At 70.5% G+C, this 16,909-nt stretch carries 14 protein-coding genes; 4 read left to right on the forward strand and 10 right to left on the reverse strand.

The features are described from left to right. Window positions 1-32: 32 nt before the first annotated feature. The 6 genes from AB0C12_RS40105 to AB0C12_RS40130 form a co-directional block, all read right to left on the reverse strand. On the reverse strand, window positions 33-1,016 hold the full coding sequence (locus tag AB0C12_RS40105; RefSeq protein WP_360556017.1) for an ABC transporter permease: 984 nt from the start codon (window positions 1,014-1,016) through the stop codon (window positions 33-35). After that, window positions 1,009-1,935 carry an ABC transporter permease gene (locus tag AB0C12_RS40110; protein ID WP_360556018.1) on the reverse strand — a complete coding sequence of 309 codons (927 nt, stop codon included), beginning with the start codon at window positions 1,933-1,935 and terminating at the stop codon, window positions 1,009-1,011. The genes AB0C12_RS40105 and AB0C12_RS40110 overlap by 8 nt, the downstream gene beginning before the upstream one ends. A gap of 156 nt (window positions 1,936-2,091) precedes the next feature. Further along, window positions 2,092-3,705 carry an ABC transporter substrate-binding protein gene (locus AB0C12_RS40115; RefSeq protein WP_360556020.1) on the reverse strand — a complete coding sequence of 538 codons (1,614 nt, stop codon included), beginning with the start codon at window positions 3,703-3,705 and terminating at the stop codon, window positions 2,092-2,094. Between the two features lie 446 nt (window positions 3,706-4,151). Then, window positions 4,152-5,786, reverse strand: a complete 1,635-nt coding sequence (locus AB0C12_RS40120) for an ABC transporter substrate-binding protein (protein ID WP_360556021.1) — start codon at window positions 5,784-5,786, stop codon at window positions 4,152-4,154. A 14-nt stretch (window positions 5,787-5,800) separates the two neighbouring features. Then, window positions 5,801-6,466 carry a response regulator transcription factor gene (locus tag AB0C12_RS40125; RefSeq protein ID WP_212986720.1) on the reverse strand — a complete coding sequence of 222 codons (666 nt, stop codon included), beginning with the start codon at window positions 6,464-6,466 and terminating at the stop codon, window positions 5,801-5,803. Further along, window positions 6,463-7,728 (reverse strand): PspC domain-containing protein, encoded by a 1,266-nt coding sequence (locus AB0C12_RS40130; protein ID WP_360556067.1) that lies wholly within the window; start codon window positions 7,726-7,728, stop codon window positions 6,463-6,465. The genes AB0C12_RS40125 and AB0C12_RS40130 overlap by 4 nt, the downstream gene beginning before the upstream one ends. Window positions 7,729-7,903: 175 nt before the next feature. Here AB0C12_RS40130 and AB0C12_RS40135 point away from each other — a divergent pair, with 175 nt between their 5' ends. The 3 genes from AB0C12_RS40135 (at window position 7,904) to AB0C12_RS40145 (ending at window position 11,676) form a co-directional block, all read left to right on the forward strand. Continuing rightward, entirely contained in the window at window positions 7,904-9,649 is a 1,746-nt protein-coding gene (locus AB0C12_RS40135) for a PspC domain-containing protein (RefSeq protein WP_360556022.1), read from the forward strand. Beyond that, window positions 9,646-10,326 carry a hypothetical protein gene (locus AB0C12_RS40140; protein ID WP_360556024.1) on the forward strand — a complete coding sequence of 227 codons (681 nt, stop codon included), beginning with the start codon at window positions 9,646-9,648 and terminating at the stop codon, window positions 10,324-10,326. Before AB0C12_RS40135 ends, AB0C12_RS40140 begins: the two co-directional genes overlap by 4 nt. A gap of 105 nt (window positions 10,327-10,431) precedes the next feature. Further along, on the forward strand, window positions 10,432-11,676 hold the full coding sequence (locus AB0C12_RS40145) for a phosphatidylserine decarboxylase (RefSeq protein WP_360556026.1): 1,245 nt from the start codon (window positions 10,432-10,434) through the stop codon (window positions 11,674-11,676). A 57-nt stretch (window positions 11,677-11,733) separates the two neighbouring features. Here the strand turns inward: AB0C12_RS40145 and AB0C12_RS40150 are convergent, their stop codons facing one another. The 3 genes from AB0C12_RS40150 to AB0C12_RS40160 all read right to left on the reverse strand — a co-directional run bounded on the left by AB0C12_RS40150 (window position 11,734) and on the right by AB0C12_RS40160 (window position 14,830). Beyond that, entirely contained in the window at window positions 11,734-12,639 is a 906-nt protein-coding gene (locus AB0C12_RS40150) for a CDP-alcohol phosphatidyltransferase family protein (RefSeq protein ID WP_360556069.1), read from the reverse strand. 332 nt (window positions 12,640-12,971) lie between these two features. Continuing rightward, window positions 12,972-13,877, reverse strand: a complete 906-nt coding sequence (locus tag AB0C12_RS40155; RefSeq protein WP_360556028.1) for an NUDIX domain-containing protein — start codon at window positions 13,875-13,877, stop codon at window positions 12,972-12,974. 5 nt (window positions 13,878-13,882) lie between these two features. Next, entirely contained in the window at window positions 13,883-14,830 is a 948-nt protein-coding gene (locus AB0C12_RS40160) for an NUDIX domain-containing protein (protein ID WP_360556029.1), read from the reverse strand. A 228-nt stretch (window positions 14,831-15,058) separates the two neighbouring features. Here AB0C12_RS40160 and AB0C12_RS40165 point away from each other — a divergent pair, with 228 nt between their 5' ends. Further along, window positions 15,059-15,334 (forward strand): PspC domain-containing protein, encoded by a 276-nt coding sequence (locus tag AB0C12_RS40165; RefSeq protein WP_360556031.1) that lies wholly within the window; start codon window positions 15,059-15,061, stop codon window positions 15,332-15,334. Between the two features lies 1 nt (window position 15,335). On the opposite strand, the gene guaA is transcribed toward AB0C12_RS40165, so the two are convergent. Next, window positions 15,336-16,889 (reverse strand): glutamine-hydrolyzing GMP synthase, encoded by a 1,554-nt coding sequence (gene guaA, locus AB0C12_RS40170; protein ID WP_360556033.1) that lies wholly within the window; start codon window positions 16,887-16,889, stop codon window positions 15,336-15,338. Window positions 16,890-16,909 lie beyond the last annotated feature (20 nt).

Below are 16,909 nucleotides of genomic sequence, written 5' to 3' on the forward strand. Positions count from 1 at the left end.
ATCGGTGATGACAACTTCGGACACGGTGGCTCCTACCGCATTTTCGGGTCGAGGGCCTCGCGCACGGCCTCGCCCAGCATCACGAAGCTGAGCACGGCGGTCACGAGGAAGGCGGCGGGGAACAGCAGCAGATACAGCGAGACGCGGATGTAGTTCTGGGACTCGTTGATCATGACGCCCCAGGACACCACCGGCGACTGCAGACCCACGCCGAGGAACGACAGCGTCGCCTCCGCACCGATGAAGGAACCCACCAGGATCGTGGAGTAGACCAGGAGCGGGGCCAGGCAGTTCGGGATCAGGTGCTTGAACACGATCCGCAGGTTGCTGGCGCCCAGGGCCCGGGCCGCCACGATGTAGTCGGCCTCCTTGGTGGCCAGCACCGACGATCGCATGATCCGCATCGACACCGGCCAGCTCAGCAGGACCAGCGACAGGACCACCAGCATGATGATCTCGAACTCGCCGCGGTTGGCCCCCGGCGGGTTGAACGTGAACAGGATGACGATCGCGCCGAGCACGAACGGCAGACCGAAGAAGATGTCGGCCACCCGGGACAGGATCGCGTCGAACCAGCCACCGCGGAAGCCGGCGACCACGCCGACCAGGCCACCGATCAGCACGGTACCGAGGGTCGACAGCACCGCCACCATGATCGACGCGCGGGCACCGTGGATGACCCGGGCGTACACGTCACGGCCCTGCACGTCGTAGCCGAACCAGGCGTCGGCGGACGGGCCGACGCGGCTGCGCGACAGGGTGCCGTAGCTCGGGTCGGCCGAGGTGAACAGCGACGGGAACGCCGCCATCACCAGGAACAGCACGATGAAGAACGCGGAGATCCAGAACAGCGGCTTACGGCGCAGATCACGCCAGGCGTCGCCGAGAAGACCGCGGGGCTTGTCGGCCCGCTGGTTCTCCGGCAGTCCCGCATTCGTCGGGGCGGTGGCCCCGGGCGCGGTGGGTTGCTCGGCTCGTGGCGTGGTGACCATCGAGCTCATGTTCGGATCACTCATAGCGGATCCTCGGGTCCAGGAGGGCGTACAGCATGTCGACCAGCAGGTTCATCACCAGGTAGACGAGCACCAGGATGACGACGATGGAGACCACCGTAGCGCCTTCCTTGGTCACGATCGCCCGGTAGACTTCCCGCCCGATTCCGTTGATACCGAAGATGCCCTCGGTGACGATTGCGCCACCCATCAGGGCACCGAGGTCGGTGCCGAGATACGTGACGACCGGGATCAACGAGTTGCGCAGCAGGTGCACCCCGACCACCCGCCGCATCGGCAGGCCCTTCGCGATGGCGGTCCGCACGTAGTCGGCGCTCCGGTTCTCCGCGATGCTCGTGCGGGCCAGCCGGGCGACGTACGCCATCGACACGCTGCCCAGCACGAAGCCGGGGATGAGCAGCTCGGTGAACGACGGCGGGTTGGAGACCGTCGGCTTGATGACGCCCCACTGGACGCCGAACAGGTACTGCAGCACGAAGCCGGTGACGAACGTCGGCAGCGCGATGAGGAACAGCGTCGAGACCAGGACCAGATTGTCCAGGAAGCCGTTGCGCCGCAGACCGGTCAGCACACCCGCGGTGAGACCGATGAGCGCTTCCACCGCCAGGGCGACGAACGCCAGCTTGATGGTGTTCGGGTACGCCGCCGCGATGAGGTCGTTGATCGACCGGCCACCGAACGTCGAGCCGAAGTCACCCTGGAGCAGGTTCTTCATGTACGTGAAGTACTGCACGTACAGGGGCTTGTCGAGGTTGAACTTCTCCGTCATGACCTGGATGTAGTTCGCAGGACACGGACGGTCGCCACACTTGCCCGCAAAGGGATCGCCAGGGACGGACCAGACGAGCCAGTAGATGAGAAAGGTGGTTCCGATGAAAACGGGGACTAGCTGAAGTAGCCGTCTGACGATGTAACGGCCCATAGGTCCTCCCAGAGACGGGCGCTTGTGGCGCCCCGTGCGGATGTGGGCGCTCGTGTTGCCCAGTGTGTACCAGCAGGCGTCGAGACGCCTCTCACAGACCGACTCAGGTCCGGCTCCCTGAGTGCGGAGCCGGACCTGAGACTGTAAGAGCTACGCCTATGCCATCTCGACCGAGGAGAGGTCGATCTCGCCGACGTTGGTGGTGTTGACGTTCTTCACCTTGTCGGAGGTGCCCGACTGCTGGTTCGAGAAGTAGATCGGCATGGTCGGCACGTCCTGGTCGATCAGCTTCACCGCCTCCGCGAACTTGGCGTGCGCCGCTTCGACGTCGGCCGCCGCGGTGCCCTCCTTGTAGAGCGCGTCCACCTTCGGGTTGCTGTAGCTACCGTCGTTCGACGAGCCGCCGGTCACGTACAGCGGACCGATCCAGTTCTCGACGTCCGGGTAGTCCTGCTGCCAACCGGCGCGGTACGGGCCCTTCATCTGCTTGGCGTTGATGCCCTGGCGGAAGACGGCGAAGGTCGGGATGCCCTCGGCGCGGACATTGATGCCGAGCACGTTCTTCACGCTCTGCGCGACGGCCTCCATCCACTCCTTGTGGCTGGCGTCCGCGTTGTAGTAGAGCACCATCTCACCGGTGAAGCCGCCGGCCTTGGCCAGGTCGGCCTTGGCACCCTCGGGGTCGAACTTGCACGCGGTGCAGTTGCCGGCCTGGTTGCCCGGGGTCAGCGGGTTGGCCCAGCTGTCCGCGGGGGTCCGGGAGTTGAAGAAGATCTTCTCGGTGATCTCCTGGCGGTTGATCGCCTTGGAGACCGCCCGGCGCAGGTCGACGTTCTGGAAGCGCTTGTCGTACAGCGGGAAGGCGATGATGCCCGTGACCGGGGTGGGCACGTTGAGCGCGCGGTCACCGAGGTCGGACTTCCACTTGTCGCCGGCGAGCGCCGAGACCGGGATCTGCTGCTGGAAGTCGAGGTTGCCCGACTGGAGGTCGGCGTACGCGGCCGTGTCCTCCTGGTACATCTTGACCGTGACGTCCTTGATCTTGACCTTGTCGTCGAGCGTGTAGTCGTCGAACCGGGTCAGCTTGATCTCGACGTTGTCGGTCCAGGAGACGAACTTCACCGGGCCGTTGCCGATCGGCTTCTTGCCGAACTCCTCGGGCTTCTGGGTGAAGAAGACGTCCGGCAGCGGCATGAAGGCGCTGTAGCCGAGCTTCGTCGGGAAGATCGAGAAGGGCGTGGCCAGCGTGACGGTGAAGTTGTAGTCGTCGACAACCTTCAGGCCGGACATGGTCTTGGCCTTGGGCTCCGGCGCCTTCTTCGGGCCGTCGTCATCGGGGTCGGCCGTGTTGACGTCCGTGAAGCCCGCGATGTCGCTGAAGAAGCTGGAGTTCTGCGCACCGTTGGGCGAGTACGCCGCCCAGTTCCAGGCGTCGACGAAGTTCTTCGCCTTGACCTCGGTGCCGTCGTGGAACTTGGTGCCCTGCTTGAGGGTGATGTTGTAGACCTTGGAGTCGGTCGTCTTGATCGACTGGGCCACGGCGTTGACCGGGGCGCTGCCGTCGTTGGGGTAGCTGACCAGACCGGTCCACATGAAGTCGATGATCTTGCCGCCACCGGTTTCGGTGGTGCTGGCCGGGATCAGGCCGACCTCTGGCTGGGTGCCGTCGATCGTGATGGCACCGTTCGCTGTATCGCCGCCGGCATTGTCGGTGTCGCTGTCGTCGCCACCGCTGCAGCCGGCCGCCACGAGCGCAACGGCCGCGGTCATAGCGACCAGCCTCGCCCGCTTCGAGACTCTCATGGTTGGGGGCCTCCTCTTGTGCATATCTGGTGATCACATCTGGATCACCCGCCTGCTCGCAGCCCCCGATCGGCGGTCGCCGATCTGGTGCGGCAGGAAGTCGGAACTTCTGACACCTCGATACATCGCCTGTCAACCACGACGGCCGAACGACGACAGCCCCGGAACCCGCGCACAATGCACCGCCGTCGACAGCGTTCTGCTTGAGCTCCCGGCGGCTCACCACAGGCGCGTGAGGCCGAAGCAACTCTGACACCTGCCGGCCCAGCACCGAAAGACGTGTTATCAATCCGATACGGGCCCAGGATATGTGCAAATGCGCAGCGCAGAGGCGATTACCGCACAAATGATCCAGCACAAACCGGGCGGTTCGCCACCCTTCACCGCGGGCAGCACGGCGCGGCCGGACCAGGTCAGCCGACGAGCTCGACACTCAGCACATCGATGCGCTGCGCGGAGTCGATCGACACGTTCCTGACCCGCTCGGAGTGCCCGAACAGGTTCTGCCCGAAACGCAGCGGGATGACAGGCATGTCCTGAGCCAGGAGGTCTTCCGCCTCCTGCCATTTCTTGACCGCCTCGGCCTGCTTCGGCGCCTTGGAGCCCTCCCCCAGCAGGCTGTCGAAGGCCGGGTTGCTGTAGCCGTAGAGATTCGACGAGCCGTTGGTCGCGTACAGCGGGGAGAGGTAGCTCTCCAGCAGCGGGTAGTCCATCGTCCAGCTCAGCCGGATCAGGCCGACGGGCTGCCGCTTCTCGACCCGGCCCAGCAGCGCGGCGAGATCGTCCTCCCCGGCTCCGGTGCACTTGATGCCCAGCGACGCGGTGATCTGCCGGCACAGGACGTCGACCCAGCTCCGCGGGCCGCTGTCCCGACTGTAGGAGACCGTGATGGCGGCGGGACCGCCGGCCGCCCTATACATCTCCTTGGCCCGCGTGGGGTCGTACCGGCAGTACTCCGCGCACGAGTCGGCCCGGTAGCCCGGCACCACCGGCGACACGAACGCGGTCGCGGCCGTCTCGGTCCCGTGGAAGACCTCGTCGACCATCGCCTGGCGGTTGATCGCCAGGGAGAGCGCCCGGCGCACCTCCGGCTCGGCGAAGTCCGGCTGGAAGATCGGGAAGCCGAGGAACGTGAAGGTGGAGTTCGGGCTCTTCTGCAGGCGTCCGCCGAGGTCCTCGGTGGCCTGGTCGACCAGCTCGAGCGGAATGCGGGTCTGCACGTCGAGTACGCCGTCGACCAGATCGGCGTACTCGTCAGCGGCGTCGTCATAGATCTGCCACAGCAGGCCGTCGACTTTGGGAGCGGGTCCGGGGAAACCGGGCGCCTTCTCCATCAGGATCCGGCTGCCGCGCTCCCATCCGCCCTTCATCTTGAAAGGTCCGTTGCCGACGACCGCGTTCTCGAAGGCGCCGGCGATGACTCCCGGCGCGGAGAAAGCGGCCTTGGGCAACGGATAGAAGGCCACGTCATTCAGCAGGGTGGCGAAGCCCGCGAACGGCGCCGACAGGGTCACGGTGAAAGAGGTGTCACTGACCTTCTTCAGGCCCCGCAAGGTCTTCGTCTGCGGTTCCGCGGCCTGCTGCGGGCCCGAGTCCCCGTCCGGGTCGCGCACCTGCAGATCCGCGTACCCGTCGATGCGGTCGTAGTAGGAGGTCGCGCTCTGGTGGTTAGGGCCGTACGCGCCGTAGTTCCAGGCGTCGAGATAGCTGTCCGCGGTGACCGGCTCGCCGTTGCTGAACGTGAGTCCCGGCTTCAGCTTGACGGTCCAGGTCCGGGCCGTCGGGTCGGCCTTGACCGACTGCGCGGCGGCCGGGACCGGGTTGCTGCGCGCGTCGAAGGTGACCAGCGGCTGGAACAGCGCGGACAGCACCTGCTTGCCGCTCACGTCCACGGTGTTGCTCGGGATCAGATGCCCCGGCTCGGAGATACCGATGACCACCGTCCGGCCGGGCACGTCCTCGTCCGGGCCATGGTCCGTGCAGCCGTACGCCGACAGGACGAGGGCGACTGCCGCAGCCGCCACCAGCCGTGGGGCCTTGCGGACCATGGTGCGGAACTCCTTCAGACGAGCCGGCGGTCAGCCGCCCAGCGTGACAACTCGTACCGGTTCGACATCTGCAGCTTGCGCAGAACGTTCGACACGTGAGTTTCCACAGTCTTGATGGAGATGTACAGCTCCTTGGCGATCTCTTTGTAGGCGTACCCGCGCGCCAGCAACCGCAGCACCTCGCGCTCGCGGTTGGTCAGCTGATCGAGCTCGGGATCGGCCACCGGGACGTCCGGGCGGGACGCGAACGCATCCAGCACGAAGCCGGCCAGCCGCGGGCTGAACACCGCGTCGCCGTCGGCCACCCGCCGGATCGCCGCGGCCAGTTCGTCGGGCGAGATGGTCTTGGTCACGTACCCGCGAGCGCCGGCCCGGATCAGGCCGATCACGTCCTCGGCCGCGTCGGAGACCGACAGGGCCAGAAACTTCACCTGCGGATGGGTACGCCGCATGGCGTCCAGCACCGCCCGGCCCCCACCGTCGGGCATGTGCACGTCGAGCAGCACCACGTCCGGGGTCGTCGCGGCGATCCGGGCCACGGCCTCGGCCACCGTGCTCGCCTCGCCCACCACCTCGACGTGGGCACCGAGCTCGGCGCGGACGCCGGCGCGGAACATGGCGTGGTCGTCCACGAGGAAAACGGTCAGCCGCCGGTTCTCCTCGGCTACAGGCTCGGTCATCGTGCTGTCTCCTTTCCGGCGGTGACGCTCTCCCGGGAAACCGGCAGCGTCAGGCGTACCTCGGTGCCGTCCCCGGGGGCGCTGCGGATCTCGGCCTTACCGCCGTGCCGCCGCATCCGCCCGATGATCGAACCGCGTACCCCGTGCCTCGTATCCTCCACCGCCGTCAACTCGAAGCCGGCGCCGCGGTCGCGGACGAACACGCTCAGCTCCTCGGCCTCCACCTCCGCGTAGAGCGAGACAGTCTGCACGCCGGCGTGCCGGGCCGCGTTGACCAGGGCCTCCCGCGCGGCGGCGACCAGCGCGGCAACCGACTCGTCACACTGGGTGTCACCGACCACCACGGTCTCGACCGAGATCGCGTACGTGTCCTCCACCTCGGCGGCCGCCTGCTCGAGCGCCGCGGCGAACCGCTCGGTGGGCGAGGCGCTCGGCTTGTACAACCAGTTGCGCAGGCTGCGCTCCTGGCCCCGGGCCAGCCGCTGCACCTCCTTGATGTCCGCGGAGTTGCGCTGGATCAGCGCCAGGGTGTGCAGCACCTGATCGTGGATCATGGCTGCGACCTCGGCGCGCTCCTGCTCCCGGATGCGGCCCTCGCGCTCGGAGCGGAGCTGGCTGAACGTGCGCCAGAGCAGCGGGGCGACCACCACGCCGACCCCCAGCAGGCCGACCAGCGCGAAGATCACCCCGTTGAAGACGGCGCTGAGGTTGCCGGCCGGGGCGTACACGGCGAGGATGCCGATCACGCCGGTCGCGACCAGGACCCCGCCGCCGATGAAGCGGAAGATGAACGAGCGGCGGTCGCTCTCGGCGACCACGGCGGCGAGCCAGGGTGCCTGCGGGGTCGCGTCGGCCCACTGGCCGCGGCGGGTCGGGTCGGACTGGTGCCAGATCACGCCCGCGCCGACCGCGGTGACCGCGATGAGCCAGCCCGCCGTACCGGCCACGCCGTTGTCCCCGAAGAGCAGGCCCTGCAGCAGGATGACACCCAGGCCGATCGCGCCGAACGGGAGCAGCAGCGCGAGGTCGCGGCGGGTGCGGCCGGCGCCGGTGGGCAGCTGCTGCGGCAGCACCGCCCAGAAGACCGCATAGAGCAGCAGGCCGAGGCCGTTGAAGCTGAGCAGGACGACCAGCGCGATGCGGACCGCGGTCACCGGGATGCCCAGATGGCGCGCCAGACCGGACGCGACACCGGCGATGACCCGGTGGTCGCGCGGCCGGTAGAGCCGGCGCGGTGTCGGGGGTACTGCGGTGGCGGTGATCGCTCCTCCTCCAGGTCAAAGCGCGGCGTGCGCTGCGGCCTGTTCGATCGTCACACGGCCGGGGGGTCGCGGGCCACGGGGAAACTCCCCCATCACCGGGACCCCCGGATCTCAGGGTGGTGTCAGGGTCGCCGCCTGAGGCGGTTCGGGTCGCCGGACCGCCAGTATCGAAGCCATGACCGACGAAGCTGCCCAGTCCCGCGAAGCTGCCGGGTCGTCGCAGGACGCTCCGGCACCTTCGGCTGTCCCGCCTCCGGCGCCGGCTCCCGCTGCGGCCGCGTCCGACCTGCCACCGGCCTACGAGCCTCCGGCACCGGGCGCCCCGCCGGCGGCCGACCCTCCCCCGCCTTCGGCCGACTCCGTCCCGCCTTTCGGCGCGGTTCCGCCTCCGGGCGCTGCTCCGCCTCCCGGAGCTACGCCTCCGCCCGGTGCGACGCCTCCGCCCGGTGCGACGCCGCCGCCGTGGTTCGGTGCGCCCGACAGCGGGCCCACATTCGCCCGGGAGAAGCTGATCCGGCCCACCCGCGGCCGTTACGTCGCCGGCGTCTCCGGCGCGATCGCCAACGCCACCAACACCGACCCGGTGCTCTGGCGGGTGCTGCTGGCCGTGCTGGGCTTCTTCGGCGGGGTCGGCGTACTGATCTACCTGGTCGGCTGGCTGCTGATCCCGGCCGAGGGCGACACCGCCTCCCCGATCGAGTCGCTGCTGGGCCGGGGCCGTTCGGCGACCGCTCCGCTGTCGATCGTGCTTCTGGGCGGGGCGGCCGCGCTGACCTTCGCTTTCATCGTCCGCGACGGTTTCCGCGCCACGCTGCTGGCGGCGGCGGTGCTGGTTTGCGGTGGGCTGCTGCTCAGGCGCAACAGCCGGGCGAACGCCACCGCCCCGGCGCCGGGGACCGCGTCGACGCCCGGAGCCACCCCGGCGCCGGGACCCGCGCCGGCCGGTGCCTGGTCCGCTGCCACGGCGGCTGATCCCGCCCCGTTTCCCCCGGCCACGCCGCCCGTACCCACGCCTCCGCCGGCTCCGGCCGCTCCGGACGAGCCCCGCACGACCCCGTTCCCGGCCGCGGCCGCACCGGCCCGCGAACAGGTGAGCGCGCCGCTGCCGCCCACCCCGCCCAACTACACCCCGCCCAACTACACCCAGGGGGCTTACGTGCCACCGAGCACCGCCTACGCGCCGCCCCGGCCGCCCGAGTTCGGGCCGCCGCCCGGTGGCTACCGTCCGCCGTTCGCCCCGCACGGGCCGTGGGCCCAGGGCAGCCACCACCGAGTGACCCCGCCGGCCCCGCCGCGACCCCCGCGCCCGCCGAAGCAGCGCCGTGAGCGTTCCAAGCTCGGCCGGATCACGTTCTTCATGATCGTGGTGGTCATGGGTGTGCTGGCCCTGATCGACCTCTCCGGCGTCGACGTCTCCGTCTCGGCCTACTTCGCCGCCGCGCTGACCACGATCGGGCTGGGCCTGGTCGTCGGCGCCTGGTTCGGCCGGGCCCGCGGTCTCATCGCCCTCGCCCTGCTGGCCTGCCTCGGCCTGGCCGTCTCCAGCGGCGCCGAGACCTGGGGCGGTGAGCTCGGCAACAGCTCCTACCGGCCCAAGACCATCACCGCGGTCGCGGACCGCTACGACTTCACCATCGGTACGGCGACCCTGGACCTGCGCGCCGTCGACTTCACCGGCAAGGACCAGGCCACCACCGTCGCGATGAAGGTCGGCCAGATGAAGATCCTGCTGCCGGACAACGTCGACACCACCACCACGGTGCGGATGGACGGCGGCCGGGCCCGGATCTTCGGCCGCGAGTGGGACGGCAAGGAACTCGGCTCGCAGGAGGTCACCGACCTGGGATCGGACGGCGCCGGCGGCGGCACGCTGCACCTGACCATCGAACTGAACACCGGTGACCTGGAGGTGGCCCGATGAGGCCGCACCGTACCGACGGCATCTCACTGAGTTTCGGGCTGCTCTTCCTGCTCGTCGCGGCCTGGTGGGCGATCGCGCAGGTCGTGACCGTCCGGCTGCCCGCCGCGGGCTGGCTGGTGGCCGGCGCCCTGATCATGTTCGGCGCGATCGGGCTGCTCGGCGCGATCCGCTCCGGCCGGCGCACCGAGGTGCCCGCTCCGGTGCAGGCCGAGGCCCAGGTGGAGACGCCGGGCGACCTGCCGCCGGATCTGCACGCGGACATCGTCCGGGAACTGCTGGACAACCCGGCGGACCGGGTCGACCTGCACCCGGCGTACCTGAAGCACCCGGTCCCGGACCCGGCGACGGGCACCCGCCCGGCCTCGGCACCGCCGGCGGCCCCCACATCCGCGGCACCTTCATCCGCGCCGCCCGCGGCGCCCACCTTTGCACCGCCCGTGGCCTCCGCTTCGGCACCGCCCGCCGCGTCTGCTTCCGCGCCACCGGCGCCGGCGCCGGCGCTGGGGAGCGTGGATCCGGCCGGGGATGAGCCGACGGCTCCGCTCCCGCCCGCCGGGGCCGAGGACGAGCCGACGACCGAGGTCACCCGCGTTGATCTGGGCCAGGACACGGGCCACGATGGGCGGCCCGGCGACGGCCCGGACGAGGATCAGGACGGCGCGCCCCGGCGCGGCTGACGCGGCGCGCCGGTCGCGGGTCACACCAACGGGTGGGGCCCGCGACCGGCGCAATATGCTCTCCGAGCAGAGGAAATTCCGACAGCGCGAGGAGCCCGCACCGCCATGACGCCGTTTCCCGCCGTGTCCACCGCACCCGTGACCGGCGTCGGGCCGCGTGCCGCGCGCGCCCTCACCGCCGAGTTCGCCCGCCACAACGCCGCCACGACCGCCCTGGTCATCGGGGCCGATCACGCCTCGACCGTGGTCGCCGCCGCCGTCGAGGCGTTGCTGCCCGGCGACACCCTGACCCTGGTCGCCGGCGAACGCAGCACCGCTGAGCTGCTGCGGGACCACATCACCGGGCTGGGCAGCTGGATCGCCGACCGGGTCCGGATCGTCGACTCCCTGGCCGAGGCCGACCCGGCCGACGTGATCATCCTGGGCGAGCCGCTCACCGGCACCGCCGAGGAGGCCCGGGCGGTCCTGGAGAGCCTGTCCAAGTACCTCACCGAGGGCGCTGTGATCTCCGTGGCGACCCCGGCGGTCCCCGGACGCACCGGAGGCGCCGCCGCCGAGCTTTTCCGGCAGAGCGCCCTCTTCGGGGTCGGCACCGACCTGGTGACCCGCAACCAGCCGCCGCTGCGCGTGCACAAGCTGCGCTTCAGCCAGGCCGACACCAAGGTGGCCGCGACGCTGGCGCCGGCGTACCGGCCGTCGAGCGTGCCGGTCACCCGGTCCATGCACATCGACTCCAACGGGGTCGCGGCCGCCGGCATCGCGCTGGGCCTGGCCGGGCTGGCCCGTACGCTGCGGCCGAAGTCGAAGTTGTGGCTGCTCCCGGCGCTGGCGGCGGCTCCGGTCGCGGCGTTCTTCCGGGACCCTGAGCGTGATGTGCCCACCGAGGCGAACGCCGTCGTGGCCGCCAGTGACGGCCGGGTGCTCTCCGTGGAGCGGCTCACCGACGAGCGTCTGGGCACGGGCGAGTTCCTGCGCATCGCCGTGTTCCTGTCGGTGCTGGACGTGCACGTCAACCGGGTGCCGGTGGCCGGCCGGGTGACGGACTACTTCGTGATCGACGGCGGCTACGCCAACGCCATGACCGCGGCCGCCGAGCACAACGTGGCGGCGTACACGGTGCTGGACACCGACCACGGCACGGTCGTGGTCGCCCAGCGCACCGGCCTGATCGCCCGGCGGATCGTGCAGCGCACGCCGGTCGGCACCCTGGTGGCCAAGGGTGAGCGGATGGGCCTGATCCGCTTCGGTTCCCGCACGGACGTCTACCTGCCGGCGGACCGCGCCGAGGCGGTCGTCGCCGTGGGTGACAAGGTCATCGGCGCCAGCTCGGTCATCGCCCGCTGGAAGTAGTGATCCGACGCAAAAGGGCCGGCCCGTGCGGGCCGGCCCTTTTGACGTCCGGAAAGATCAAAACCGCTTGGCGCGCATCCACATCAGCGGGCCGCTGAGCACGTACGCCCCCACGAGCAGCACGAACGTCAGTCGCGGGTCCACCAGCGCGCCCACGATCGGCAGCAGCCACAGCCACGGCGGCAGCTTCACGAGCCGGGCCAGCTTCGCGTACGGGAAGCTGGACACCATCGCGAACGCCAGCAGCGCCACGCCGCCCACCACCGCGATGCCCGGCAGCGGCAGCTCGATCAGCACGGTCAGCGCCAGCACGGCCGCCACCAGGGTGGTCGGCACGCCGGAGAAGAACTTGCCGTCCTTGGGCGAGACGTTGAAGCGGGCCAGCCGGATCGCGGCGCAGCCGGCCACCAGCATGCAGGCGACGGCCGCGAAGGCGGTCGGCACGGTGTGCGACAGCGCGGCGTAGACCACGACCGGCGCGGCCAGGCCGAACGAGCACATGTCGGCCAGCGAGTCCATCTGCGCGCCGAACGGGCTGGAGACGCCCAGCCGGCGGGCCAGGGCGCCGTCGAGCCCGTCGAAGCCGACGCAGGCCACCAGGCAGGCCGCCGCGATCCGGGGGTCGCCCTGCATGGCCAGGAAGATCGCCAGCAGGCCCAGGCCGAGGCTGGCCAGGGTGCACGCGTTGACGAGCGCGAAGCTGATCCGGCGGCGCAGGGTGTGCGCGCCGGGCAGCAGGGAGGCGGAGTCGGCCTCGACCACGACCGGCTGGGCCATGACCGCGGGGCCGTGGCTGCCGGAGGTGGCGACCGTGCGACCGCGGCCGTACGGGGACGGGACGAGCTCAGTGCCGGTGTAGATCACCTCGGCCCGGGTGGCGGTGGCGGCTCGACCGGCGTCGCCGGACCTGCGCCCCACGCGCACCAACAGGGCCTGCCGGGCGAGGGTTCCGCCACGGCGCAGCCGGCCTGCCCAACGACGTCCGGCGGGACGGGGACTATCCGTCGTACGACGCCGGCGCCAAGGGGTTCTCGGCACGTGCTCCTCCATCTTGGGGTCGGGTGCCCGCCGGCTTGAGCCGTCACGGGGTGCTGCCCTTCGCCCGTACGTCTACGGACAGTCATTTGGGCGGGTTACACAATCGCATAGCCGAGCGGTCTTGGCGATAGACCTCGCAGACCTCATCGACCGCCTTGTGCAACGACGTCCTCTGGAGTTTTCATCCTCCGACGGGCGAGGGAGGCACGTTCACTGCCTGGCCCTGTGACGAGTCTAACCGAGGCTCACCAGAGCGATCACCGATGAGCCGTTTCGGCGGCCAGCCGGGCGACCATCTCCCGGGTGACCTCCGTCAGAGGTAGATCACCGAGCGTGTCCGGATCGAACCAGCCCGCCGCGGCCGTGGAGCCGCCCGCTGCCTCGACGACCTCCGGTTCGGTCGGCTCGTCGACCTGCACCCGGAACAGGACCCGGACGACGTGCCAATCGACCGGCACCCCTTCCGGGCCCAGCGCGGCCGGGTCGTAGCGGTGCGAGGTGCCCAGCAGGCCGGTCACCCGTCCGTGCTGTCCGGTTTCCTCCAGGATCTCCCGGGCCAGCGCGGCCTCCGGCAGCTCGCCGTGGTCCGTGCCGCCGCCGGGCAGGTGCCACAGTCCCGCGCCCGGGTAGCCCTCGGCGATCCGGGTCAGCAGGATCCGCCCCGCCGGGTCGGTGACCAGCCCGTACGCGCCGAAACGCTGACCCTTGCCGGGCGTCCGGGCGACCGCTTCGTCCGGATCATCCGGTACGTCGGAAGGGGTCCCCGCCCGCCCGAGCACCACCGCGGTGAACGGCATCAGCGACAGGCCGGCCGGATCGACCCAGTCGACCACTTCGGTGGTGCCCTCGGCCTCGTTGCGCAGGCTGCCGCCGACCGGTTCGACGTCGTAGATGATCCGGTCGGTGTGTTCCCACGTATCTGTCATCGGCAGCCGGAACACGTCGGCGGTCACGGAACGGAGGCCCGTCACGCGTACGGTCAGGCCCGTCTCCTCGGCGAACTCCCGGACGACCGTGTCGTCGGGGTGTTCACCCTGCTCGACGCCACCCCCGGGCAGGGTCCACAGCCCGGGGAACGCCGACAGGTGCGAGTTACGGGCGAGCAGCACCCGGCCGGCGGCGTCGCGGCACAGGCCGTACGCGCCGATTCGTCTGACCTTCACACCCTTCAGGCTAGCCGCGCCGCCCGCAGTGCCTCGGCCGTCACCTCGGTCAGCTGGTCCGCCGGCAGCTGGGCGACCTCCTTGAGGGCCATCCAGCACGCCTCGGAGGTGGATCCGCCGACGTCCTTGACGACGACCTCGGTGGGCGCGTCGACGAAGACCCGGTAGAAGGCGCGGACGCCGTGCCAGTCGATCGGGTAGCCCTCGGGGCCCAGCGAGGCCGCGTCCCGGTGGCTCGCCACCCCGAGCAGCTCGATCAGGCGGCCTTCCTGGCCGGTCTCCTCGACCAGTTCACGGATCAGCGCGGTGCCCGGCTGTTCGCCGTAGTCGGTGCCGCCGCCGGGCAGGTGCCAGCACCCGGCGCCCGGATAGCCGGGGGCGATCCGGGTGAGCAGCAGCCGGTCGTGCGGGTCGGTGGCGATCGCGTACGCCGCGAAGCGCTGCGCGCGGTGCAGCCCGTCCGGGCCGGCGACGGCGTAGAAGGACGGGAAGTCCGGCACCTCCTCGGGCCGCAGGTCGGCCGACGCGGCGGACAGGCCCAGGGCTGCCGCCGTGAAGGGCCGCAGGCGCAGCTTCTCGGCCTCGGCCAGGGTGTGCCAGCGGGCGAGGTCGGTGGGCTGACCGACGCGGTCGTAGAGGTTGCCGCCGCGGACGGTCACCTCGTAGATCAGGCGGTCGGTGTGGATAGTGACGCCGCGGTGCGGCAGCGACCGCATGTCGGCGAGCACGTCGCGCAGGCCGCTCACGGCGACGGACAGGCCCGTCTCCGCGGCGGTTTCCCGCACGACAGTGTGGTTGGGGTCCTCGCCGTGGTCGACGGCACCGCCGGGCAGGGACCAGACGCCGGGGGTGCCCGAGCGGGTCGAGGCGCGGACGAGTAGGACGCGGCCTTGGGGATCGGTCGCGACGGCGTATGCCGCGATCCTGCGGAGCGGCTCCAGTGCGGGGGTCACGGGCGGCATCTTGCCCGGTTTATGTTACCTCCGAGCAACAACTGTCGGATTCCTGACAGGACGATAGCCCACAGTAATCGCTGATCAGGGCGGTTCTCCGCACGGAGCGCAGGCGGGCAGTAACAGTCAGCAATGCCCCCGAATCACCCATCCCGGGGACTTGAATCAGGGTCCGTATCGGGGCAGTCACCGAGGCGGCGAGGCACCTCCGGGGCTCACTCTTGGAGCATGACTACACCGACTGTCGCCCCTTACAAGCAGCTCCGCCGCCCGCTCGACGACCGCATCGTGGCGGGCGTCTGCAGCGGCCTCGGCCGATACCTGGCCGTCGACCCGGTGCTGATCCGGGTCGGCTTCGTCGTGCTCGCCGCCCTCACCTGGGGAACGGCGCTGCTGGCGTACCCGATCGCCTGGTTCCTGATGCCCGAGGAGCCCGCACCGGCCCAGCCGGTGTGGCGCGACCCGGCCGACCCCACCTGGGGTCAGCCGCCGACCGCGCCGTGACTCACTCCCACTCGATGGTGCCCGGGGGCTTGCTGGTGACGTCCAGGACGACCCGGTTGACCTCCGGCACCTCGTTGGTGATGCGGGTGGAGATCTTCGCGATCACGTCGTAGGGCAGGCGGGACCAGTCCGCCGTCATGGCGTCCTCGCTGGAGACCGGGCGCAGCACCACCGGGTGCCCGTAGGTGCGCCCGTCGCCCTGCACGCCCACGCTGCGCACGTCGGCCAGCAGCACCACCGGGAACTGCCACACGTCGCGGTCCAGACCGGCCGCGGTCAGCTCCTCGCGGGCGATCAGGTCGGCCGCGCGCAGCACGTCGAGCCGGTGCCGGTCGACCGCGCCGATGATCCGGATGGCCAGACCGGGACCCGGGAACGGGTGCCGCTGCACCATCTCCTCGGGCAGGCCCAGCTCGGCGCCGAGCGCGCGCACCTCGTCCTTGAACAGCGTGCGCAGCGGCTCGATCAGCGCGAACTGGAGATCGTCGGGCAGGCCACCGACGTTGTGGTGGGACTTGATGTTCGCGGTGCCGGTGCCGCCGCCGGACTCCACCACGTCCGGGTAGAGCGTGCCCTGGACCAGGAACTCGATGTGCCGTTCGGCGTCGAGCTCGCGGGCGGCCGCCTCGAAGGTCCGGATGAACTCCCGGCCGATGATCTTCCGCTTCTGCTCCGGGTCGGTGACCCCGGCCAGGTGCCCGAGGAACTGGTCGGCCGCCTCCACCACCTTGAGCCGGATGCCCGTCGCCGCGACGTAGTCCTTCTCGACCTGCTCGGCCTCGCCGGCCCGCAGCAGGCCGTGGTCGACGAAGATGCAGGTGAGCTGGTCGCCGATCGCCTTGTGCACGAGCGCCGCGGCCACCGCCGAGTCGACACCGCCGGACAGCCCGCAGATGACCTGCTTGTCGCCGACCTGCGCGCGGATCGCGGCGACCTGGTCCTCGATGATGTTGGATGACGTCCAGGTCGGCTCCAGGCCGGCGATGTCGTACAGGAAACGCTGGAGCATCTCCTGGCCCTGCTCGGTGTGCGCCACCTCGGGGTGGAACTGCACACCGGCCCGCTTGGAGACCAGGTTCTCGAAGGCCGCCACCGGGGCGCCGGCCGAGGAGGCGGTGACCGCGAAGCCCGCCGGGGCCTCGGTCACCGAGTCGCCGTGCGACATCCAGACCGGCAGGCCGGCGGGGAGCTCGCGGAGCAGGGTGCCGGCCGCGGAGTCCGGGGTGAGCAGGGTACGGCCGTACTCGCGCGAGCCGGTGTGCGCGACCGTGCCGCCCAGCGCCTGGGCCATGGCCTGGAAGCCGTAGCAGATGCCGAAGACCGGGACGTCGTTGTCGAACAGGGTGGCGTCCAGCACCGGGGCGCCCGGCTCGTACACCGAGGACGGTCCGCCGGACAGGATGATCGCCGCCGGGTTCTTGGCCAGCATCTCGGCGACCGGCATCGAGTGCGGCACAATCTCCGAGTAGACCCGCGCCTCCCGGACCCGCCGGGCGATCAGCTGGGCGTACTGGGCACCGAAGTCGACGACGAGAACCGGGCGGGGTGTGCTCATGGACGGCGAGTTTACCGGCG

The organism is Actinoplanes sp. NPDC048967 (genome assembly GCF_040649415.1).
Taxonomy (GTDB): Bacteria; Actinomycetota; Actinomycetes; order Mycobacteriales; family Micromonosporaceae; genus Actinoplanes.

Coding starts and splice junctions, on each gene's coding strand:
- AB0C12_RS40105 (WP_360556017.1), bottom strand. CDS start 1,016: ATGAGTGATCCGAACATGAGCTCGATGGTCACCACGCCACGAGCCGAG.
- AB0C12_RS40110 (WP_360556018.1), bottom strand. CDS start 1,935: ATGGGCCGTTACATCGTCAGACGGCTACTTCAGCTAGTCCCCGTTTTC.
- AB0C12_RS40115 (WP_360556020.1), bottom strand. CDS start 3,705: ATGACCGCGGCCGTTGCGCTCGTGGCGGCCGGCTGCAGCGGTGGCGAC.
- AB0C12_RS40120 (WP_360556021.1), bottom strand. CDS start 5,786: ATGGTCCGCAAGGCCCCACGGCTGGTGGCGGCTGCGGCAGTCGCCCTC.
- AB0C12_RS40125 (WP_212986720.1), bottom strand. CDS start 6,466: ATGACCGAGCCTGTAGCCGAGGAGAACCGGCGGCTGACCGTTTTCCTC.
- AB0C12_RS40135 (WP_360556022.1), top strand. CDS start 7,904: ATGACCGACGAAGCTGCCCAGTCCCGCGAAGCTGCCGGGTCGTCGCAG.
- AB0C12_RS40140 (WP_360556024.1), top strand. CDS start 9,646: ATGAGGCCGCACCGTACCGACGGCATCTCACTGAGTTTCGGGCTGCTC.
- AB0C12_RS40145 (WP_360556026.1), top strand. CDS start 10,432: ATGACGCCGTTTCCCGCCGTGTCCACCGCACCCGTGACCGGCGTCGGG.
- AB0C12_RS40165 (WP_360556031.1), top strand. CDS start 15,059: ATGACTACACCGACTGTCGCCCCTTACAAGCAGCTCCGCCGCCCGCTC.
- guaA (WP_360556033.1), bottom strand. CDS start 16,889: ATGAGCACACCCCGCCCGGTTCTCGTCGTCGACTTCGGTGCCCAGTAC.